This window comes from Acetivibrio straminisolvens JCM 21531 (assembly GCF_000521465.1).
GTDB lineage: Bacteria > Bacillota > Clostridia > Acetivibrionales > Acetivibrionaceae > Hungateiclostridium > Hungateiclostridium straminisolvens.
Window position 1 is genome coordinate 1 of sequence record NZ_BAVR01000063.1, and the last position, 21,423, is coordinate 21,423.

General features: G+C 38.4%; 14 protein-coding genes, 2 tRNA genes and 3 pseudogenes. 10 read left to right on the top strand and 9 right to left on the bottom strand.

Annotation, left to right across the window (positions count from 1 at the left end):
• Both JCM21531_RS19465 and JCM21531_RS22515 read right to left on the bottom strand, forming a co-directional pair.
• A partial coding sequence (locus JCM21531_RS19465; RefSeq protein WP_243467725.1) for a LamG domain-containing protein occupies positions 1 to 1,375 on the bottom strand: 1,375 nt, incomplete at its 3' end.
• Complete coding sequence (locus JCM21531_RS22515; protein ID WP_054847122.1) at positions 1,372 to 1,842, bottom strand: cellulose binding domain-containing protein; 471 nt, start codon at positions 1,840 to 1,842, stop codon at positions 1,372 to 1,374. The genes JCM21531_RS19465 and JCM21531_RS22515, both read right to left, overlap by 4 nt.
• A gap of 469 nt (positions 1,843 to 2,311) precedes the next feature.
• Here JCM21531_RS22515 and JCM21531_RS14115 point away from each other — a divergent pair, with 469 nt between their 5' ends.
• The gene (locus tag JCM21531_RS14115; RefSeq protein WP_038290869.1) at positions 2,312 to 3,340 is read left to right on the top strand and encodes a LacI family DNA-binding transcriptional regulator; all 1,029 of its coding nucleotides are present in this window, start codon (positions 2,312 to 2,314) and stop codon (positions 3,338 to 3,340) included.
• Between the two features lie 40 nt (positions 3,341 to 3,380).
• Here JCM21531_RS14115 and JCM21531_RS14120 read toward each other — a convergent pair whose 3' ends face one another.
• The gene (locus tag JCM21531_RS14120) at positions 3,381 to 3,992 is read right to left on the bottom strand and encodes an ATP-grasp domain-containing protein (RefSeq protein WP_201768061.1); all 612 of its coding nucleotides are present in this window, start codon (positions 3,990 to 3,992) and stop codon (positions 3,381 to 3,383) included.
• Positions 3,993 to 4,387: 395 nt separating this feature from the next.
• Here JCM21531_RS14120 and JCM21531_RS19345 point away from each other — a divergent pair, with 395 nt between their 5' ends.
• The gene (locus tag JCM21531_RS19345; protein WP_173400198.1) at positions 4,388 to 5,101 is read left to right on the top strand and encodes a hypothetical protein; all 714 of its coding nucleotides are present in this window, start codon (positions 4,388 to 4,390) and stop codon (positions 5,099 to 5,101) included.
• Complete coding sequence (locus JCM21531_RS24020) at positions 5,092 to 5,652, top strand: 3D domain-containing protein (protein ID WP_279379079.1); 561 nt, start codon at positions 5,092 to 5,094, stop codon at positions 5,650 to 5,652. The genes JCM21531_RS19345 and JCM21531_RS24020 overlap by 10 nt, the downstream gene beginning before the upstream one ends.
• 28 nt (positions 5,653 to 5,680) lie before the next feature.
• Here the strand turns inward: JCM21531_RS24020 and JCM21531_RS14130 are convergent, their stop codons facing one another.
• Positions 5,681 to 6,277 (bottom strand): cupin domain-containing protein, encoded by a 597-nt coding sequence (locus tag JCM21531_RS14130; protein ID WP_038290879.1) that lies wholly within the window; start codon positions 6,275 to 6,277, stop codon positions 5,681 to 5,683.
• A 255-nt stretch (positions 6,278 to 6,532) separates the two neighbouring features.
• Between JCM21531_RS14130 and JCM21531_RS14135 the strand changes: the two genes are divergently transcribed.
• Together JCM21531_RS14135 and JCM21531_RS14140 are read left to right on the top strand one after the other, a co-directional pair.
• Positions 6,533 to 7,855 carry an AAA family ATPase gene (locus JCM21531_RS14135; RefSeq protein ID WP_038290870.1) on the top strand — a complete coding sequence of 441 codons (1,323 nt, stop codon included), beginning with the start codon at positions 6,533 to 6,535 and terminating at the stop codon, positions 7,853 to 7,855.
• Between the two features lie 4 nt (positions 7,856 to 7,859).
• On the top strand, positions 7,860 to 8,513 hold the full coding sequence (locus JCM21531_RS14140) for an RloB domain-containing protein (RefSeq protein WP_038290875.1): 654 nt from the start codon (positions 7,860 to 7,862) through the stop codon (positions 8,511 to 8,513).
• 165 nt (positions 8,514 to 8,678) lie between these two features.
• Here the strand turns inward: JCM21531_RS14140 and metG are convergent.
• From metG to JCM21531_RS14160, 4 genes and pseudogenes are all read right to left on the bottom strand, one after another.
• Positions 8,679 to 10,303 (bottom strand): annotated as a pseudogene (gene metG, locus JCM21531_RS25135) (methionine--tRNA ligase).
• A 327-nt stretch (positions 10,304 to 10,630) separates the two neighbouring features.
• Positions 10,631 to 10,721 (bottom strand) — tRNA-Ser (locus JCM21531_RS14150).
• 83 nt (positions 10,722 to 10,804) lie between these two features.
• Positions 10,805 to 11,287: a tRNA adenosine(34) deaminase TadA gene (gene tadA / locus JCM21531_RS14155; RefSeq protein ID WP_094184813.1), complete on the bottom strand. Its 483-nt coding sequence runs from the start codon at positions 11,285 to 11,287 to the stop codon at positions 10,805 to 10,807.
• A gap of 182 nt (positions 11,288 to 11,469) precedes the next feature.
• Positions 11,470 to 11,546, bottom strand: a tRNA-Arg gene (locus tag JCM21531_RS14160).
• Between the two features lie 189 nt (positions 11,547 to 11,735).
• Here JCM21531_RS14160 and JCM21531_RS22525 point away from each other — a divergent pair.
• From JCM21531_RS22525 to JCM21531_RS14180, 5 genes and pseudogenes are all read left to right on the top strand, one after another.
• A complete protein-coding gene (locus JCM21531_RS22525) occupies positions 11,736 to 13,574 on the top strand; it encodes a fibronectin type III domain-containing protein (protein ID WP_243467726.1) in 1,839 nt (612 codons plus the stop codon).
• A gap of 116 nt (positions 13,575 to 13,690) precedes the next feature.
• Positions 13,691 to 14,863, top strand: coding sequence for an S-layer homology domain-containing protein (locus tag JCM21531_RS22530; protein ID WP_243467727.1), 1,173 nt, complete (start codon positions 13,691 to 13,693; stop codon positions 14,861 to 14,863).
• 211 nt (positions 14,864 to 15,074) lie between these two features.
• Positions 15,075 to 15,431, top strand: a complete 357-nt coding sequence (locus JCM21531_RS14170; RefSeq protein WP_038290877.1) for a nucleotide pyrophosphohydrolase — start codon at positions 15,075 to 15,077, stop codon at positions 15,429 to 15,431.
• 43 nt (positions 15,432 to 15,474) lie between these two features.
• Positions 15,475 to 17,281: pseudogene (pepF, locus tag JCM21531_RS14175) on the top strand (oligoendopeptidase F).
• A 172-nt stretch (positions 17,282 to 17,453) separates the two neighbouring features.
• Positions 17,454 to 20,707 (top strand): annotated as a pseudogene (locus JCM21531_RS14180) (DEAD/DEAH box helicase).
• Here JCM21531_RS14180 and JCM21531_RS14185 read toward each other — a convergent pair.
• A partial coding sequence (locus JCM21531_RS14185; RefSeq protein ID WP_117407261.1) for an ATP-binding cassette domain-containing protein occupies positions 20,704 to 21,423 on the bottom strand: 720 nt, incomplete at its 5' end. The pseudogene JCM21531_RS14180 and the gene JCM21531_RS14185 sit on opposite strands and share 4 nt — an antisense overlap.

Consider the following 21,423-nt stretch of genomic DNA (forward strand, 5'->3'; position numbering starts at 1 on the left):
TCCGGTGTTGGGGTTGGACTCGGTTCCGGCGTCGGCGTTGGACTCGGTGTTGGTGTTGGACTTGGACTTGGCGTCGGCGTGGACTCGGTGTTGGTGTTGGACTCGGACTTGGCGTCGGCGTTGGACTCGGATGTTGGGTTGGTGTTGGACTCGGACTTGGTGTTGGCGTTGGACTCGGTGTTGGTGTTGGCATTGGCACCTCCGGAGGCTCTGAAATTATATCCAGAGCATCAATAATTCCCCGGGTACCGTTTTTGAATACAACTTTTATTGTATGGGTTCCCGGTACCAGGCCAAGTTTACTGTAGACTACGCTCTGAGGGCTATAGTCAGCAAACCCATCCATAGATACCGTCTTCATAAGTACTCCGTCAATATACACCTCTGCATCACCGTTGCCGGCATATTGAGAAGCTATGAAATTTACTCCCACTCCGGTAAATGTATACTCGAAATAATCATCTCCATCCGGTGAATTAAACTCATGAACGTCATTCAAGTAGTCACCTTTATCCCTTCCCGAGCTATAATTCCATCCGCTGCTGTAAACTATTCCCGAATCCGAATCGTTTACCCTTGTTATACTGCCTGTAAGAGCCTTAATCTCATCAACACTCAATGCCCTGTCAAAAATCTGAAAATCATCTATCATCCCGCCAAAGTATGAATTCGACTCACGGGACTTTCCAATATAGATACTTGGCGTAGTACCCAGCAGTTCTGAAGGTCTAAGGGTAATGTCGTTGTTTCTGCCAACCTCAACTCCATCAATATACAAAATTCCTGTGTCTCCGGCCAAAACTACTGCCACATGTTTCCAAATACCTGCAGGCAATTCTATATCGGACACAATTTCTTTAGCCTGGCTTTCGCCGGACTCAGTCATTGCAAATTTAACCTTCCCGTCATTATTGACACTAAAACGCATATATTTGTCATTCTCTCTGCTAAAATCAAATATTGTCTGCACATCACCTATAGCATCAACCTTTATCCATGCAGCTATGGTAAAGTAATACAAACAGCTAACTACTTCTGAGGGAAAAGTAACATAATCATCAACTCCGTCCAAAGACAAACCATTTCCATTTCGTCCCGGTGCAATACCTGCTCCCGAGTTTAGTACCGCATTACCATAATTTCCTCTATAGTCCTTTGATTGGTTTGGCAAATCTTTGACAGTGTCATCAAACATATACCATGCACCGGTTTCCCTGCTTGCATACATATTAGGCTCAATGCCTGAAACCAACTGACCGTTTATGTATACAGTTATTTTATCCCACAAAGAGTAATTTTCGGCAGAGCCATTATAAGAGTAGTCATTGCTCTGCATACTTTCTTCATATTTCTGCTTACTAAAGCCTGCTTTCAATTCAACTTATCCCCCGGCTCCAAAGTTCCCGCGGAAACGTCAAATCCAATCTCGAAATAATAGTCGGCCGTATCGGTCGGTATGCCCATCTTAGCAAATGTAGCCGTTGCATTTATATTAGTTCCGTTTTTTTGTGAAGTATAAAAACCATAATTCTGAGTTTCTTCGCTGTCATAGCTGTCTAGCGTATAATAATATCTAATCTTCACATCCTTCAAATCGATATCAGATGAACCGACATTGGTAATAAGGAAATTGGGTGCTACAATAAGTGTATGTTCTTGCCTGTTACTGTTATAAAACTCAACCATTAGCGACGATTCCTCCGCTTTCACCTTATACAATGCCCCATCCCATATCCCCGTAAAAGGCATGCCGGTATTGTAAACAAGCAAAATTGTTGCTATTATCATAAGGGAAATTATAGATTTATTTAACTTCAAAGTTTTCCCGTTTGCACTCTTCATATTTAATCTGCCTCCATATAGACTTGTTACAGCAAACATGTAATGGACTCCAGACTGCCGTTGAATTCCACACCAATTATACCAATTAATAGATTTGACTTATGTGAACCAGAAAGCAGATACACCAAATCAACTTTATCTCTAACTCATACATAATATACTATTTCATTTCTTTTCGGCTGAAACAATGCACAATTTAATGTAAGTATTACATTAAAAAGATAACTTAGGAAAAATTTCAAAACTCATGAACTGCTTGCGAAAGAAAAATTTAAAAAGCACTTAAAATAAGCTTACAATATAATTATACAATAATTAAAACCGTTATACAATAGACATAAAGTTTGCACAATTCCTAAAGTCTTATTCCATATACAGCTAACGAAAGGATTATTTAAAGCCACAGATTGAAAAACTGCGTTAAAATCTTTATAATTATAACTAATTAAAGTGTTTTATGGAGGAGAAAATGGCAAAGAAAGTCACGATGGAATTTATTGCAAACCAGCTGGGCATTACAAAAAATACTGTATCACTAGCTCTTAGAAATATGCCCGGGGTAAGTGAAAAGACCAGAAACGAGATTCTTCGGACAGCCGAAAAATATGGCTATAAATATAAAAAATCCAACACAAAAAATAACACCTCCGACCCAAAAACAGAGAGTATATGTCTTATGCTCTCAAATGATACAAAGAATTCAGTGGGGTTCTTTTCATTCATTCAATACGGTATTGAATCTGAAGGCAATCGAAATGGTCTAAATACCATATTGTACTGCTTTGACGACAGCAAAGAATTTCAACCCCCGGTTTGCATAAGAGACGGCATTGTTTCCGGAATAATAACCCTTGGACGTATTTCCAGGAAAACCGTAAATTCCATTATAGGCCTTAATCTCCCTCTTGTAATAATAGATGATTTTTTTGAGGACATAAGAGCCAGCTATATACTAACCGACAATCTTTCCGGGGGCTTTATTGCTACAGAATATTTAATCAAATCAGGACATAAGGATATAGGCTTTTTTGGAGATATATTCGCATCCCCGAGCTTTTTCGACAGATACATGGGATACCTCAAAGCCCATGTGCGGTACAACATTCCGGTAAACAATTCTTTTTCTATAATTGACAAGAATATGTCCACACTGCTTCATGACGGAGTTGATAAAATCGTTGATGAATTGAAAAAAATTCCCAAACTCCCCACAGCTATATTTTGCTGCAATGACTTAGAAGCAATATCTCTCTATAAAGCATTTTCGGTTATGGGTATATCTGTTCCCGATGATATATCAATTATCGGGTTTGACGATATAGAGTCATCAAAAAGTGTTTCTCCCGAATTGACAACAATGCACATCTATAAAGAAGCAATGGGAGAACGCGCAGTTAAAAAGCTTATTGAGAGAATGAACGGGCAAGAATGTATAGACGAAAAAATACTTCTGCCGGTTGCCCTTATCGAAAGACAGTCGGTAAAACAAATACGCTAATTAAGCTTTTAGAAAAACAAGCCGCACAGGCACAAAACCCTTAGGATGCTCTCGGAGCCGGAACCGATGGTTTGGGCGGCTGGGGAGAGTCTTTCTCATTTACATAATCTAAAATATACTTCACAAGGGGAACCTTTGCCTGAACTATCGCCTGATTTCCAAACATCACATTAAATTCAAAGAAATACGGATGTTCTTCAACAACGGCCACATCAAATCCTGCATAGTCAATACCGAGATTTGTAGCCACATCCTCTACCAGTTCGATTACCTTCCTCGGAACGGGAGAGAAATCAATACTTCCCCCTTGGGCCACATTATTTTTAAAGCTTCCTTCCTGTCCAATTCTCCAATATGCAAACACTACTTTTTTTCCTACTACAACGAGCCTTATATCCCTGTCTATAGGCAAATACTCTTGAAGGTATAAAACCTCATTTTTGCTCATATAATCTTTTAAATCTTTGGGATTTGAAATAAGATGCACTCCCTTTCCCATGGAGTTCCGCACCTCTTTTGCAACGAAGGGAAAATCAAATTGCTCCATTATGACGTCTAAATCGGTATTTGCGGGTGCAATAAGCGTATATGGAAGATGCTCCGGCACAAAGGCCTGCAAAGCTCTCGTCATCTCAACCTTGTCGTGTCCCAAATGATAGGAGTTTATACTGGGAAAATATTTTCTTCCACACGTAATGAAGAAGATTTACCTGCCAGTATTCCGGGAAAAGTACCCAGTCTGCTTCTTTAATTACATCCTTTTTGGCAAAATCAGCTCAGGTTTTATATAGGTAACATCGGGAATACCCAATGCACGAAAAGGATCAAATGTAATAAACCTCATAAACCACCCCTAATATACATAATATGATTATAAATATTAATCTCTTTTTTTCCGGAGTCAATATAAAATTTTAACTATTGGATTTGCTGTTCATTAAACACCTGATATATTTCGATATTATATAATGTATTGAGTAATGATACAATAAAATATGGCATAAGCAAAATCCAATTTGTTTTAACCTGTTATCTGGGGGGTTATTAGTGGAAATCAACATTAATTTGGTGTTGGAAGAATTAAAAAACCGGGAGATTCTCACCCAAAAGAATGTGTTGGATATAAAAAACTATATTTCAGCCCAATATCCGAATCATTCTCGGCAAAGAAGAGCTGCAATTTTTGCAGATGCGGTAAATAAAATAATCAATAAAAATATATCCTCATTTAGCATAACCTATAGAGATGAAATAAAAAAGACTCTCCTTAGAGAAACGGTAAAAAAGCACCCCTTCACAATTAATGCCAATGATGTTTATCAGGCATGTTTGGGCAGCGGTTTTAAAGAAGACAACTTTATAAACGAAATTTCCCAATGGTGCGGAAATATATTGGAGAAACCTTACATAAAAGATGTCGTCAAAGATTACACACTAAAGTTAATAATCCCGGCAAAAACTTCCTCCGAAGTAAATGAGGCCGTGAATAATTCAGCAATTGATGCCAAAAGTGACCCTTCGGAGAAGGATAATACCATAGAACCACCGGCAGATAATGTGCCCGCACCGGCCACTGAAGCAACTGAAGAAATATCAATAGAAGAAGTATCTATAGCTGAAGAGACCTCTACTCCAGATGAAACTGCAGTTGAAACCCAGGCTGAAAGTAATATACCCGATATCTGCGAAAATGGCAGCAAAAAAGAGTCCTCCGGGATAAAAAAATCGTTATTGTTGCATCAGTGTTGGTCTTGGTTATAGTTTCCTCTTGCATTGCTCTCGTCGGAAAGCTTGCAAAAACTGCAGATACCATGCAAACAAGCACTCTCGAACCAAGCTCTTCCCCATCCAACGTCAGCATTTTTAATAAACCGGATGTGCCGGATGAGCTTAACTCAAAAAACACTATTTTATCCCACTTGGGCTACTCCTCAGGGCTTCACAAGAATGTTCCCAAGCACAAAAAAGTACTGTATCTTACAGCTACAGCCTATGACCTTTCCTTTGAAAGCTGCGGTAAAACCCGGGAACATCCGGAATACGGAATCACCTATACCGGCACAAGAGCCAAAGTTGGAAGAACGGTTGCCGTTGACCCCTCAGTAATTCCCTTGGGAAGTGAAATGTATATAGTATTTCCCGAAGAATACAGCAATCTAAACGGAGTTTATATCGCGGAAGACACCGGTTCCCTTATAAAGGGCAGCAAAATCGATATATTTTTCGGAGAAGACAAACCTGGCGAATCCATAGTAAATGAATCCGCCATGAAATTTGGAGTACGAAAAGTGTATGTGTACATATTGAATTGATAAACCGGCTTTGACAAGGCTTTATACCTTATTCGCCGGCATCTTTTTTAGTCGCATGAACCGTGCCGTGGGGGTGGTTCGGCGGCGCATAGATGGAATACAATTTTATCGGTTTGTCTCCGGTGTTTATTAGATTGTGCCATTTTCCTGCGGGGATAATAATTATATAGTCATCATATACATTTCTTTGAAAATTCAGATTATTTTTGCTGTCACCCATTTTAACTATCCCGCACCCTTCTTCAATACGTATAAATTGATCAACATCAGGATGCATTTCCAGACCGATGTCTTCCCCAACATTGATACTCATTAATGTAAGCTGTAAATGACTTCCGGTCCACAAAGCCGTGCGAAAATTATCATTTTGCTTTGCTGCTTCTTCAATATTCACTACAAAGGGTTCGGGGCCATAGTCCTTCAATTTAATCGGAGTGCAACCCTTGGCATGCTCTGCATAGGGAATATGCTGAGGCAAAACCGGATTGCACAGGCCAAAGTTATACATTGGCATACTCGGAAGATAGGGGCACTGACACACTTTATCGTTATACATATTTTGTGGAGCATATAACGGTACGTTTGTAAAACATGTATACGGCCAATTACTATTTGTATTATACATACTACCCATTCCTTTCCCGCTTCATAGTACCATTCTATGTTTTAAATTAAGAAGATGTGACTTGATTCATAAGAAATAAACCCACCACAGAAATAACATATAATAGTTGGTTGAATATATAGATAAATGTCCTAATCATAAATTGATTTTGCGTAAATCTTGCAAAATGCGAATAAATAAATTGACATTTGAACAGTATATAACATATAATATTAATACGATTTTGCGTATTTTTCGCAGAATGGAGGAAATCACATGTTATTAGAATTCAGAACTAAAAATTACAAGTCTTTTAAAGATGAACTTGTATTTTCTCTTGTACCAGCTCCCAAGCAAACGGGACTTGATTATAGCATTTTAAATGAGACAATAGGTAAAAATGTATATAAAGGTTTATGCTCAGCTGTTATTTATGGTCCTAACGCCTCTGGAAAAACTAATATTATTGGCGCAATGGATACCTTCAAATCCATTGTATTGCGTGGAAACATCCGCAATAGCGATGACAAAAGTTATCCCAATGCAGCAGCTTCTACTTTGGAATTAATCCCCAATAGTGCTGATGTGAATTCTGAACCCGTGTTTTTTTCAATTAAATTTACAACAAACGGCATATTGGTAGAATACTCTTTTACCGCTGATTTGGGAAAGTTTTTAGAAACTGATTATCCTCGTAAAATATTATCTGAAACATTGGCCATCAACAATATAGTTATTTTTTCGAGGAATCCCAAATTGGAATTTTACTCTTTAAAGCCTATTCAAGATTTCTTTATTAACGCTTTCGAAGAGAATGCTGAAAGTGCAATTGCTTTAGCAAAAAGCAATTTGGACGATGAAGAACTCTTCTTGATGAATGGATTTAAGAATATGTTTAGTTCTAAATTAGTTGAGCTAATCAGTGATTGGCTCAATAATAAATTTATGATAATTTATCAAGCAAACTCTATGCGCCTTATAAGAAAGTTTAGTGATCCGAGAAAAAAATCAGTATATATTGAAAAGACGTTGAATGAAGCAGCGTCCTGTTTTGGCATCAACTCAAATGCTCTTGGATATATTGTAAATGATGAAAATAATGAAGCAACGTTATTTTCTCTTTTTAACAATACTGAAAAAAAGGCAGCTGTTCCTGCTGAGCTTTTTGAATCTTATGGAACTATACGATTTATAAATATGTTTCCTTTAATAGCCATTGCACTTAAAAATGGTTGTACGTTAGTGGCAGATGAATTTGATGCTTCTATCCATCCTATCGCCTTGATGAATATTATTAATATTTTTCATAATAATGAAATTAACATTCATCGCGCACAGTTGGTTTTTAATACTCATAACCCTATTTTTTTAAATTCTAATTTGTATAGGCGAGATGAAATAAAATTTGTAGAACGCGACGATAAAACTTATTTTAGCACCCATTATTCTCTTTCTGATTTTGGAACAGCAGGAAAATCCGGAGTTCGTAAAAACGAAGATTATATGAAAAACTACTTTGTAGATCGATACGGTGCAATTAAAGATGTGGATTTCACACCTATTTTCCAAGAATTAATCTCGCATGAAAGTGAGGTGTAATTTCATGCGCAAAGAAAATAGAACTTTTTACTTTACCGTTGAAGGGCAAACGGAACAATGGTATTTAGAATGGCTTCAGCGCATAATTAATGCAGAACCTACAACAAAATATACAGTCAAATTTAACTGCAAAATTGAGAAAAATCCTCTTAGTCGGATAAAGCAACTAGCTGTCATCAGTAAAACAGATATAACCCACATATTTGACTACGAAAGTAACGAAGACACTTATCAACGCCAATTTATGGCTACTTTGGAACAAATGAAAGTAGCTGAAAATTCAGGCAAAAATATTAAGTATCATCTAGGTTACAGCAATTTTACATTCGAACTTTGGATCATTCTTCATAAAGCTGATTGTAACTCCACACTGTGTCACCGTGGTCAATATCTTGAACTGATTAACCGAGTCTACGGTGAGCATTTTCAAAATTTAGATCACTATAAAAAAGAAGACAATTTTAAACGCATCCTCGGACAACTAACACTAGAACATGTCCGACAGGCGATCCAAAGAGCAAAAGTTATTATGAAGCGTAATCAGGAAAACGGATACATTTTGCATTCGTATAAAGGCTATAAGTTTTACAAAGAAAACCCTTCACTTTCCGTCTGGGAGTCTATAGAGAAAATTCTAAAGACATGCTATTTACTTTAAATCAAAAAGCATTACTATATTTTTATTTCTTACACAAATATATTCTCATTTTCTCGTCCATTACAATACTTCTACTTATGCGTTAAAATCCCCACATCTATCACCTGTCGAACTAATAAATAGGCCTTCTATCTCCAAAAAATCCGGAGACAGAAGGCAATATAATTACTTCTTTTTAAGCTTTGACTCTTCCTCCTGTATAACCTTTTTATCAATCCGTTCAAACAAGATTTCTACCGCCCCAATCTCTTGGCCCGCCGGTACTTCTATATACCTCCAGTCTGCTTTTTCAATGTTTAACATGCTTCTTATTTTTGCAGAAGAAAAAGGCAAAAAAGGTTCCAGCAGATTGGAAAGATTAGCGATAATTTGCACACAGGTATAAAGAGTTTCTTCGCACTTTTCAACATCACTCTTTATAGTAATCCACGGCTGTTTATCATCAAAATATTTATTTGCCGACCGCACAAATACAAAAATTGCATCCAGTGCCTCTTTGAGACTTCCCTGTTCTATTAGTTCTCCAACACGAGGATAAAGCCTTGTCAATGATTGCAAAATATCCTCTTTGCATTGAGCTTTGGGTACCTTGTTTTCAAAATACTTTTGAACAAATACCAGACTGCGGTTCACAAAATTTCCGTATGCCCCCAAAAGCTCCCCATTATGGCTGTTAATGAATTCCCTCCAAGTAAAGTCGATATCTCTTTTTTCAGGACCGTTGCCAATCAGAAAATAACGGATGGAATCAGGGTGGTATCGCTCAATAATATCCTTCACCCAAACGGCCCAATTTTCGCTGGTGGAAATTTTCCTTCCTTCCAGAGTCAAATATTCGCTGGATATAATATCGTCGGGAAGTTTCAATTTTATATCGGTGTGGCCTAAAAGCAGCGAAGGCAGAATAATCGTATGAAAAGGTATATTGTCCTTACCATGTACATAATATTGTCTTGAGCTGTTCCAGAACTCATTAAAGTCAATTCCCTGCCGGCAGCATAAAGTATAACAGTCCGATAAGTATCCAAGGACATTCTCTGCCCAAATATATATTTTTTTGTCGCTAAACCCATCCTTCGGAACGTCAATGCCCCAGTCAAGGTCTCGGGTAAGGCTTCTGTCGCACAGACCTTCATTAATATACCTCTTGGACATTTCATAAGCATTTTTTCTCCAGTTCCTGTAGCTCTCGATATATTCCTCCAACTCTTCCTTCATACGGGTAACAGCCAGATAAAGATGGTTGGTAGACCTAAATTCCGGCGGTTCCCCTCATATACTGCATTCTGCATAAAGCAGGTTTTCCGGCTCCAATACACTTCCACACGCTTCGCACTGGTCGCCCCTCGCCGGTTTATTGCAATGGGGGCATAAGCCTTTTACAAAGCGGTCAGGCAAAAACTGCTTGCATTTATCACAATATGCTTGAAGGGTACTTTTCTCGTAAACATATCCGCCATCATAAAGTTTCTTGTGAAAATCTCTAACAAAGTCTTTATGCTCACTGCCGGATGTCTTTCCATACAGGTCATAAGAGAAACCGAGACGATTAAAACAGTCGGCAAACTCGTTGTGGTAATAATCACTTATTTCCTCGGGTGTCTTATTTTCCTGCTTGGCCCTGATTGCTACCGGTGTACCATGCAGTCACTGCCCGAAACAAAAAACACCTTGTCGCCTTTTGACCTAAAATATCTTGCCAATATATCCCCCGGCAATAATGCGGCTATATGCCCTATATGCAAAGAACCATTCGCATAAGGCCATGCATTTCCAATTATAATATTCATATACACACCTCATTTCCAAGTTTACCAATTTATTTGAATTAACATATTTACCTAAGCAAAATGTGCATTAAAAAAGCTCTCACCTCCAGGATTCAATCCTGGGGACGAGAGCATAATACTTCGTGTTACCACCCGGTTCGTTGATACTTCGCAGCACCAACCTCAGCAAGGATGTAACTTTCTGTAAGTTAATGCGTATATTTTCATATTATCATAATATGCACTTTCCATCAATAGTTTACAGAAATGTTGTTTTTACCTCTTTCATTTCATTCCAAAAGGCCAAATAAAGAACCTGTCTACGACTATTTACCGCAAACAGGTTCGTGGCGGAGACGGTGAGATTCGAACTCACGTGCCGCTTGCGCGACAACCTGATTTCGAGTCAGGCTCGTTATGACCACTTCGATACGTCTCCGTATATTTATTTTAAACATCTTTATTCAGATTTTAATGATAACCGAAAAGTTCCACAAAATCAACTATCAAAATCAAATTTTTCTATGTTTGATTTGACTTTCTCTGTCTAAGCTCCTTGAAAAAATTCTTCAAAATCTCTGAGCACTCTTCCTGAAATATTCCGTAAGTAACTTCAACTTTATGATTAAAAGCGTCAACCCTCATAACATCAATTACCGAGCCAACCGCTCCTGCTTTAGGATCAACAGTCCCTATAAAGAGTCTTCCAATCCTGGCCTGTATAATTGCACCGGCACACATTGTACAAGGCTCCAATGTAACATACAAGTCACAGTCATTAAGTCTCCATGTACCAAGCTTTGCGCATGCTTCCCTAATTACGGCTATCTCAGCATGATTAGTGGGGTCATTGGTGAGTTCCTTTTCATTATGTCCCCGGGCAATTATTTTGCCGTCCCTGACTATCACCGCCCCAATGGGAGTCTCCTCCTTGCTGTATGCCTTGTAGGCTTCCTTCAAGGCCTCCCTCATAAACCAATGATGTGAGCCTTCTTCAAACTCCAACTTGCGTCCTAGCCTCCAATAAATTAACCGAATATAAAGCAAAATTACTATGAAACATTGCGAATAAAATTATAACTAATAAAATGCTTATTGTCAAACCCATTGTTTGTTAAGATATTTAATATTTCACCCTAAAAGACTAAGTAAAAAACCGCCCATACAATTAAGTTGAGCGGCTTTTCTGGTGTGCCCAAAGGGATTCGAACCCCCGGCCTGCGGTTTAGGAAACCGACGCTCTATCCTGCTGAGCTATGGGCACATATATCATATTATATCCAAAATCGACGATTAATAGTATACTAGAAAAGAACAAATATTTCAAGAGTATTTTTTCCCAAAATTAATTTAAATATATACCGTTAAAAACTCGTTAACTTTGTTTCAAAATTATTCGATAGAAACTTTGATAGCCTATTTATCTTCTTTTATCTCACAAGGGAGGGTAACCATGAGATTAATTATAGATTCCTTCAAAAAATTAATCATTTTCATCCTTATTATTCTAATAACAACTTTTTGCCTAAGGGACATTGCTCTTGCCGATTTCAATCTTAATGTGGCTCCTGCAGACTTCAATTCCGATACTCAAATAAATCTCAACTGGACCTCAGTAGCAAATGCAGTTTATTACAGCATTGCCAGAAACGATGTACATATTGCCAATATAGATGTAAATCTTGACAGAAATTATCTGAGCTTTCAGGATACCGGTCTAATACCTCAAACTTCCTACAGCTATACCCTAACTGCTGTCGGCCCAAACGGAAAGGCTATTAAATCTGCCAACAGCACGGTTTCCACTTTACAAATGAAGGCTCCTTCCATCGTTTCCTCATATCTGGATATCAACACTAATGAAGTTACTCTGACATGGGTAAACAATTCCCTTGCAGCCCGCGGCACCATAGTGAACAAGCTTGGAGGCGGACAAATTGCCGAAGTCTCCGGCAGAAATACTTCCGTAAGTTTTGTAGATCCAACCCTAACTTATGGTGTTGATTCGCAATACACAATTATGTCTATAGACGGGAACGGGCACTCATCGCCATCTTCCGCCCCCGTTACAATAAAACCTATAACTCCCCCGGTTATAGATGCATCGATAAAAAGCAGTACGGTAACAATTTCCTGGGGTCAACACGACCATATTCATGAGTTCAGGCTTGAGAGATCCAAATACCTCGAAGATAAAAAGAAATGGGATTCATGGGAAATAATAAATACCAAACTGACAAAAAACAGTACCGCCATCACTGACCGTATCGACAGCGACGGAACATACAGGTACAGGTTAAGCATTGACAATGAAAAATATAAAGGTTTCAGTAATATATCAAAGCCTGTGGCAAGGCTTTTGGCTCCTTCAAATCTTCAATGTGTCCCCGTCGATTCCGGAAGAATCGACCTTAGCTGGAACCTTCCCTCAAAAGGCAATTTTGCTCTCAAAATAGAGAAAAGAATCGATTCGGGAAGCTACTATACAATAGCTGTACTTGACAGTAATATAACTACTTATTCGGATACAGAAGGAATTCTTCCAAACAAGTATTATTATTACCGTATAACAGCTTATGACGAAAACGGCAACTCTGCTTCATCCCCCGTATATTCCATATATACAGGGCCTCCGTCTTCCGCATCAAATCTAAGGTTGGAAATTACGTCCACCAATAAAATAACTTTGAACTGGAAAGATTCTTCCAGTAATGAGTCAGGCTTTAGAGTTGAAAGAAAGGTTGACACAGGTAACTTTGTTCCGATTGCAACCTTGCCCGCAAATACCACTTCCTATGCCGACAATAGTGTGAATAGTCAATCTACCTATACCTATAGGGTAATACCCTTTAACTCGGCAGGGGATGCATCATCCTACACCAATGAAGTTAGCTGCACAACATCTATTTTAAAAGCACCTCCCGGGTCATTGACCGTCATACCACTATCTCCAACCGAGATCGAGCTTAGCTGGAGATACGCAGGTTCCGCGAGTTATAGTACCATTATCGAAAGAAGAACCGAAGATAGCGATACCTGGGAAATGATAACCACTCTGGCCTCAGGCTATACAAACTACAGAGATACGGACCTGCTTCCAAACACCCAGTATTTTTACAGGGTAAGAACAAATCTTGCCAACAGAGTTTACTCAAAACCTTATCCCGAAAAATCTGAAGGTATCGGTGCCTATACTTATTTGGAAACTCCGGAGAATTTGACATCGGCCTGGACTGCATCCGGGTTTGTGAAACTATCCTGGAAGTACGAATCCTGGGTGAATCGGAAATAATAATTGAACGAAAAACAGGAAACGGCAGATTCATAGAAATCGGAAGGCAGGACGCAGACAAAACCGTATGGTATGATTACGACACAGACCCGGAAACCGACTACACGTACAGAATCATGGCTGTAAACGCCCATAACCGGTCGGAGTATTCAAATGAATCTTCCGTAGACGGCATAAGCTTTAAAGCTCCCGAAGACCTGAAAGCAACCATCGTATCAAGTACCGAAATAATATTAAGCTGGACCGACATGACCGAAGATGAATCCGGTTTCAGAGTGGAAATGAAAGAAGGAAACAGTGAAAACTGGAAGAGGGTTGTCTCACTTTCTAAAAACACCACCAGCTGCACAATCAAAGAATTAAAACCGGATACCCTTTACTATTTTAGAGTGGTCGCAGAAAAGTCAGCTTACCGTTTTGAGGTATACAGCGAAGAAATTCAGGTACTTATGAAATCCCTGTCCGCTCCCTCTAGCCTTGTAGTAAAGGCAGTTTCCTCAAATCAAGTTATGCTTGAGTGGAAGGATAATTCCGATGATGAAGAAGGCTTCGTCATTGAGAGAAAATCAAGTAATGGGGATTTTGCCGAAATTGCCAGGGTGGGCAAAAACATAAGCAAATTCACCGATAAACAGCTTTATGCCAACACCACCTATTATTATAGAGTAAGAGGTTATGATAAAAACATATACACCGATTACACCAATATCGGAATGGTAAAAACCTCAATTTCCAAAACCTTCAATGATTTAGATTCCGTGCCTTGGGCAAAGGAAGCCATAGAAAGTCTGGCATCAAGAGGCATTATACGCGGAAAATCGGAGGAGTTGGGAATATTTGCGCCCAACGACCGTATAACCCGCGCAGAGTTTATAACCCTTATAGTAAATGCGTTCCAATTGGACAAGACACCGACAGGTACTTTTGCAGATGTGAAGCCCAACCATTGGTACTACAGAAATGTCATGATTGCCAAAAACATGGGCATTGTTTCGGGAACAGGCAACAATTACTTCTATCCCAATGACCCGATAAAAAGAGAGGACATAGCGGTAATTCTGGCAAAAACCTTTAAAATCATTGGAAAACCGCTGCCAAACCACAGTGACACGGTTTTGGACAAATATTCCGATAAAAGCCATGTATCTGTCTATGCTTTGCAGAGTATGGCCATACTAAACGGAGAAGAAATCATAACCGGCAAAAGCAGCACTAATCTTTATCCAAGGGATTATGCCACAAGAGCTGAAGCTGCAGTAATATTGTATAAAGCTCTAAAAAAATTATAAATTTACATTCATACACTCTCCTATTATATAAAGAACCCCTTTTATTGCACCTTTCTTCCTCGAAAGGCGCTCTTTTTTTGTAATAAAACTCTGTTTTTTAGTAAATATTAACCTTGGAAAATGCAACTGTTGGGTTATAATGGTATAGTAATCTAAAGTAAAAAATATACAACTCTTATTCCTTTTCTTACAAGGAGGACTTTTTACTATAATGGATAGCTTAAACCTTGCTGCTGCTTTGGATGCACTGCTAAAATTCAGAAATGAGCGCGATTGGAGCAAGTTTCATACTCCAAAAAATCTGGCCGTTTCAATTGCAATAGAAGCAGCAGAGCTTATGGAGCATTTCCAATGGAAAACTGATGTTGAAGCAAAAGAGTATCTTTCATCATCCAAATTCGAGGATGTAAAAGACGAAATTGCAGACATTGCATCATACCTGTTGCTTTTAAGCCATGATTTAGAGATTGACCTTAACAAAGCAATTCTCGGCAAAGTAAAAAAGAACGAGCTAAAGTATCCGGTAAGCAAATGCCGGGGAAAAAACAACAAATACAACGATTTATGAACTTAGCATCAATATAATAAATAGTTAAAGGAGGCTTTTTTGTATGCCGGAATTAAAAACAAAAGCACTTCCCAAAAGAGATGAAATAGACAGTAAATACAAATGGAAACTCGAAGATATATATGCCAGCATTGATGACTGGGAAAAGGATTTTAGCAAGGTTAAGGAATATATATCCCAAATAGTTAAATTCAAGGGAACTTTGAGCAAGGATTCAAACACTCTCCTTGAATGTTTGAAGCAAAGTAACCAACTAATGTCCACAAACGACAGGGTCTTTGTATATGCCCGAATGAAAAAAGACGAAAATAACGCAGATTCTACATACCAGAGTCTGGCCGACAGGGCATCCGCCTTATGACCGAGGCTTATGCAGCCACATCTTTTATTGTACCTGAAATAATCTCCATCCCTGAGGAGAAATTAAACAGCTATATTGAAGAAAATAAGGACCTTCAGTTGTACCGCCAGTTTTTCCGTGAGATTCTGCGGCAAAAAGAGCATGTTCTCTCGGAAAAAGAAGAGGAATTGCTGGCCCTTGCTTCGGAAATGGCCGGCTCTCCAAGGGAAATCTTTACTATGTTTAATAATGCAGATATAAAATTTCCCTCTATAAAGGATGAAGATGGGGAAGAAGTGGAGCTTACCAAGGTAGATACATTAAATTCCTTGAAAGTAAAGACAGAAGAGTCCGCAAAGATGCATTCGAAGCACTTTACAGCACTTACGGCAAATTCAAAAACACCATTGCGGCTTCACTTGTCGGAAATATCAAGGCTGCCAAATTCTATGCCTCTGCCTCCAAGTACAACTCATCCCTTGAGGCTTCTTTGGATGCCGATAACATAAGCTTGGATGTATATGACAACTTAATTGAAACGGTAAATAAAAACCTTCACCTTCTCCACAGGTATTTAAAGCTGAGGAAAAAAGCTTTAAAGCTTGATGAACTTCATATGTATGACCTATACGTTCCAATTGTTGAGGAATCAAAAAAGAACATTCCTTATGAAGAGGCTCTAAAAATGGTGGAATCCGGTCTTCATCCCTTAGGAGAAGAATATCTTTCATACCTTAGGGAAGGCTTTACAAAGGGCTGGATAGATGTATACGAAAATCAAGGTAAAACCAGCGGTGCATATTCATGGGGGGCTTATACCACACATCCTTATGTCCTTTTAAACTATCAAGGTACAATAAACGACGTGTTTACCATAGCCCATGAAATGGGGCATGCGCTCCACTCTTACTACACCAATAAAACCCAGCCCTATGTTTATTCGGAATACAAAATCTTCGTTGCCGAAGTGGCATCAACGGTAAACGAATCTCTGCTTATGAATTACCTTCTTGAAAAAACGGAAGACAGGATGGAAAAAGCCTATCTTTTGAATCATTACCTTGAGCAGTTCCGCGGCACTATCTACAGGCAGGTTATGTTTGCCGAGTTTGAAAAAATAATACACTTGAAACATAAAAATGGTGAACCTTTGACGTCGGAAATTTTGTGCAGTATATATCACGACCTTAATAAAAAGTATTTTGAAGCCGAAGTAAACGTAGATAAGGAAATAGCCATGGAATGGGCAAGAATTCCCCACTTTTATACCAGCTTCTATGTTTACAAATACGCCACCGGCTTTTCATCCGCAACCGCTATATCCAACATGATACTAAAAGAAGGACAGGCGGCAGTGGATAGATATATCAAGTTTTTGAAAAGCGGAAGCTCCGATTATCCCTTAGAACTTCTTAAAATCGCCGGAGTCGACCTTTCCACACCGAAGCCGGTGCAGGATGCATTGGATGTATTCGAAAAGATTCTTTCCGAACTGGAAACACTGATATAATACCATATATTGATTAGTATATATCGCGAGTTCTTCAGTAGCTTTGAACTCGCGATATTTTTCATCACACATTTTTGCCGATTAATGTTTTCCCATTCTATTTTATTTGCTTACAAATTGTTATATACTAATTAATTGAAGGTTATATCTTCTGCTTTAGAGGTGTTAACATATGAATATACCCAATATTCACGATAAAATAATTCGTCACCATGCATCAGACAATGAAGCCTATAAAAGAGGCTTGTTATACAATCTCAATCACCGGGTGAGGCATTTCGAATTCGACAACAATAAGCTGGTAATCAATGCTGTTGTAAGAGGCTCTGAGGATTACGATGTCTCAATATATTTTGATGATGACGGCGATATCGAAGACTATGAATGCACATGTCCGGCCTATTACAATCAATTCGGCGCATGCAAGCATATTGTGGCAGTAATGAAAATGGCCCAGAGCGAACTTCTCAAATATAAATATTATAATTTTGATAATTCCAAGAAACTGCATAGCGATACCCTTGAAGATATATTTGCCTTCTTTGAAAGCTTTTTGGATGAAAATCCAAAAACGAAGTCCATCTTGAGATAACTTACGAATTTAACCGGGACTATTTTAACAGCCACATATCCTCACTCGAACTTAGACTCGGTATAGATAGATTGTACATCGTAAAGAATATGAAGGAATTTTTAGCCCACATATCCGCAAACACACCTTTAGAGTTTGGCAAAAATTTCACTTTTGACCCTGCAAAACATACATTTTCTAAAGAAGACCAAAGAATTATCGATATTCTTATGGAAATATACGAAAATGAGAAGCTTTTAGAGCAGAGATTCAAATATACTTACCAAACAATTTCCAGTGTGTTCATCGGTAAAAAGATTCTGCTATCAACACCATACTTGCTAAGGATATTTGATGCTTTAAAAAACAGAAGTTTTTACGCAAAAGTATTAAGCTATGGAGAAAAACTTGTGTCAATAACAGAAGAGAACCTTCCCCTTGATTTTTCTCTATCCCATAGAAACAATAGAGTTTTGCTGCATTTAAAGTCATCCTCGGAGTTTGTACCTCTCACAGAGAAAGGGATTTATTTTTATTACAATGACAAAATATACCATCCTTCTGAAAGACAGCAGAAATACTATGCCCCCTTTATCTCCAAATTTTTAAAAGGCAAAACAGACACCTTGCCTTTTCCGGCGGAGCAGACTGAAAGATTTGTTTCTGAAATCCTGCCCCATATCCATAAGCTTGGCAAGGTTTCCATAGATAAGGGGATAGAAGAGAAGCTTGTTAAAGAAAAGCTTGTTTCAAAGATATATTTTGACAAATACAAAGAAGGGATTTCTGCCGTTATCAATTTCCATTACGGCCAATTCGTTGTAAACCCTTTCTCCGGACAAAATTATATTAACGACCCTGAAAAAATAGTTGTCAGGGATATGGAAACAGAGAGGAAAATTATAGAGATTTTTGAAGCGGCAGAGTTTACGGTGGATAAAAATACAATCTATCTGATAGATGAAATCAAATTATTTGAGTTTTTGAGAAATGACCTCTCCCGGCTTCAGGAATTATCGGAGGTGTACTATTCCGATGCATTTAAAAATATCGGTATAAGATTTCCTCCCAGCTTTTCCGGTGGCGTACGGCTCAGTCAGGATTCAAACATGCTGGAATTTTCTTTTGACTATGGAGATATTGACAGCAGTGAACTTGAACATATCTTTTCTTCCATAAAAGAAAAAAGAAAATTTTACAGGCTCAAGGACGGCTCTTTCCTGCCCCTTGACCTTCCGGAACTTAAAAGCATGAGCAATTTAGTTGAACAGCTTGATATCAAAGGGAAGGATCTTTCCAAAAAGGTTATAGAGCTTCCCAAGTACAGAGCAATGTATATTGACAGCCTGCTGCGTGAAGCCAATATGAACGGAATTGAGCGGAGCCTAAACTTTAAACATATGGTTCAAAATATAAAGGAACCCGGGGATATGGATTTCGAAATCCCCGAAAAACTAAAAAATGTTCTGAGGGATTATCAGAAGGTCGGCTACAAATGGCTAAAAACCCTTGCATATTATGGATTGTCAGGAATTTTGGCAGATGACATGGGCTTGGGCAAAACCCTCCAGGTGATATCATTTATACTGTCGGAAAAGGATAAGGCAACAGCTCCCTCTCTTGTTGTTGTACCCACTTCCCTTGTATACAACTGGCAGGAAGAAGTCAAAAAATTCGCCCCGGAGCTTAAGGTTCTGGTTATCTCCGGGTCTGCTTCGGAGCGGCGTGAGAAATTTGATAAAATAAAAGACGTCGATATTGTAGTAACTTCATATCCTTTGCTAAGGAGGGATATTGACCTCTACAAGGATATAAAATTCCAGTACTGCTTCCTCGATGAGGCCCAGCACATTAAAAATCCCAACACTCTTAATGCCAAAACCGCAAAGCAAATCAATTCGGGGATGAACTTTGCCCTGACAGGCACTCCTATTGAGAACTCCATCACAGAGCTTTGGTCGATTTTTGACTTTGTTATGCCGGGATATCTTTTATCCCACAGTAAATTTTTAAAAAAGTTTGAAACTCCAATTACAAAATACTCCGACCAAAACGCTCTCAATGAACTGGGAAGGCATATACGTCCCTTTATTCTCCGAAGGCTCAAAAAGGATGTGTTAAAAGACCTTCCCGAAAAAATCGAAACTAAAATTGTATGCGAAATGACAGAAGAGCAGAAGAAAATTTATCTGGCATATCTAAAGAAGGCAAAGGCAGAAGTTGCTATTGAACTTCAAACGCATGGGTTTGAAAAAAGTCAAATAAAAATACTGTCCCTACTTACTAGGCTTCGCCAGATATGCTGCCATCCATCCCTTTTTATAGAAAATTACAACGGTGAAAGCGGCAAAATTCAAGTCTTGGAAGAAATAATGACAGATGCTTTTGACAGCGGGCATAGAATTTTGCTGTTCTCACAGTTTACAAGTATGCTGGAAATCATAAAGCAGTTCCTAGAGCGAAAAGGTATTGAGTATTTTTATTTAGACGGCACAACCAAGTCCGAAGACCGCGTGGAAATGGTCAAATCCTTCAACCAGGGCACAGGAAAGTTGTTTCTCATCTCTTTAAAAGCAGGTGGGACAGGCTTAAACCTTACCGGCGCCGATATGGTAATTCATTTTGACCCATGGTGGAACCCCGCAGTTGAGGATCAGGCCTCAGACCGTGCCCACAGAATAGGACAAAAAAACGTTGTCCAAGTAATGAAACTCATTACCCAGGGTACAATAGAGGATAAAATATTTGAATTGCAGCAAAAGAAAAAGGAAATGATTGATTCAGTCATTCAGCCAGGAGAAACCCTACTTTCCAAAATGTCTGAAAGTGAAATCTTAGAGCTGTTTGAGCTCTAAGAACGTAAACACGCGAATTTTTTTCCTAGTCTTTCTGCTATTTTTTTATCTTTAACCTCATACACAATTGAATCATCTGCTATAAAATCTTTACTATGAGTAATTATAATAGCAATTTTATCTTTACAAAACTTTTGTATGTTGTTTTTAATTAGCTGCTCAGTTTCATAGTCAAGGCCTGCTGTGCCTTCATCAATAATAATTATAGGACTATCTTGAAGTAGTGCCCTCGCTAATCCCAATCTATGTTTTTGGCCAACTGACAAGTTATCTCCGAAATCCCCCAGCATTGTATCAAATCCATCAGGAAGATTGTTTATATCTTCGAGAATGGAGCATTCTTTACAAACAGACATAAGTCTGTCTTCTGAAATATCTAAGCCTAGAATTAGATTATTTCTAATAGTATCCCGAAAAAGCACTGGTTCCTGCGGAACCCAAGATATGAACTGAGGTATTCCGCCATTTTCAATGAGAACTTTAATATTAGTGTCATCAAACAGAATATCTCCGCTTTTGGCAGCAATTTTGCCCAAAATAAGGTTTATCAAAGTTGACTTGCCCACACCGCTTCTTCCGACAATATAGTTAATCTTATTTTTTGTAAAAATTGCACTGGCACCGTCAAAAATGAAATTGCCATTTTCATATTCAAAAACAATATTGTTAATGGATATTTTTTCAACACGTTTTGTACTTTTTATATTATTTATTTG

Excerpts from the sequence above, each read along its gene's own strand:
- JCM21531_RS22515 (WP_054847122.1), bottom strand. The coding sequence starts at position 1,842 with ATGAAGAGTGCAAACGGGAAAACTTTGAAGTTAAATAAATCTATAATT.
- JCM21531_RS14135 (WP_038290870.1), top strand. The coding sequence starts at position 6,533 with ATGTTATTAGAATTCAGAACTAAAAATTACAAGTCTTTTAAAGATGAA.
- JCM21531_RS22530 (WP_243467727.1), top strand. The coding sequence starts at position 13,691 with ATGGCTGTAAACGCCCATAACCGGTCGGAGTATTCAAATGAATCTTCC.
- JCM21531_RS14130 (WP_038290879.1), bottom strand. The coding sequence starts at position 6,277 with ATGTATAATACAAATAGTAATTGGCCGTATACATGTTTTACAAACGTA.
- JCM21531_RS14170 (WP_038290877.1), top strand. The coding sequence starts at position 15,075 with ATGGATAGCTTAAACCTTGCTGCTGCTTTGGATGCACTGCTAAAATTC.
- JCM21531_RS22525 (WP_243467726.1), top strand. The coding sequence starts at position 11,736 with ATGAGATTAATTATAGATTCCTTCAAAAAATTAATCATTTTCATCCTT.
- JCM21531_RS14115 (WP_038290869.1), top strand. The coding sequence starts at position 2,312 with ATGGCAAAGAAAGTCACGATGGAATTTATTGCAAACCAGCTGGGCATT.
- JCM21531_RS14140 (WP_038290875.1), top strand. The coding sequence starts at position 7,860 with ATGCGCAAAGAAAATAGAACTTTTTACTTTACCGTTGAAGGGCAAACG.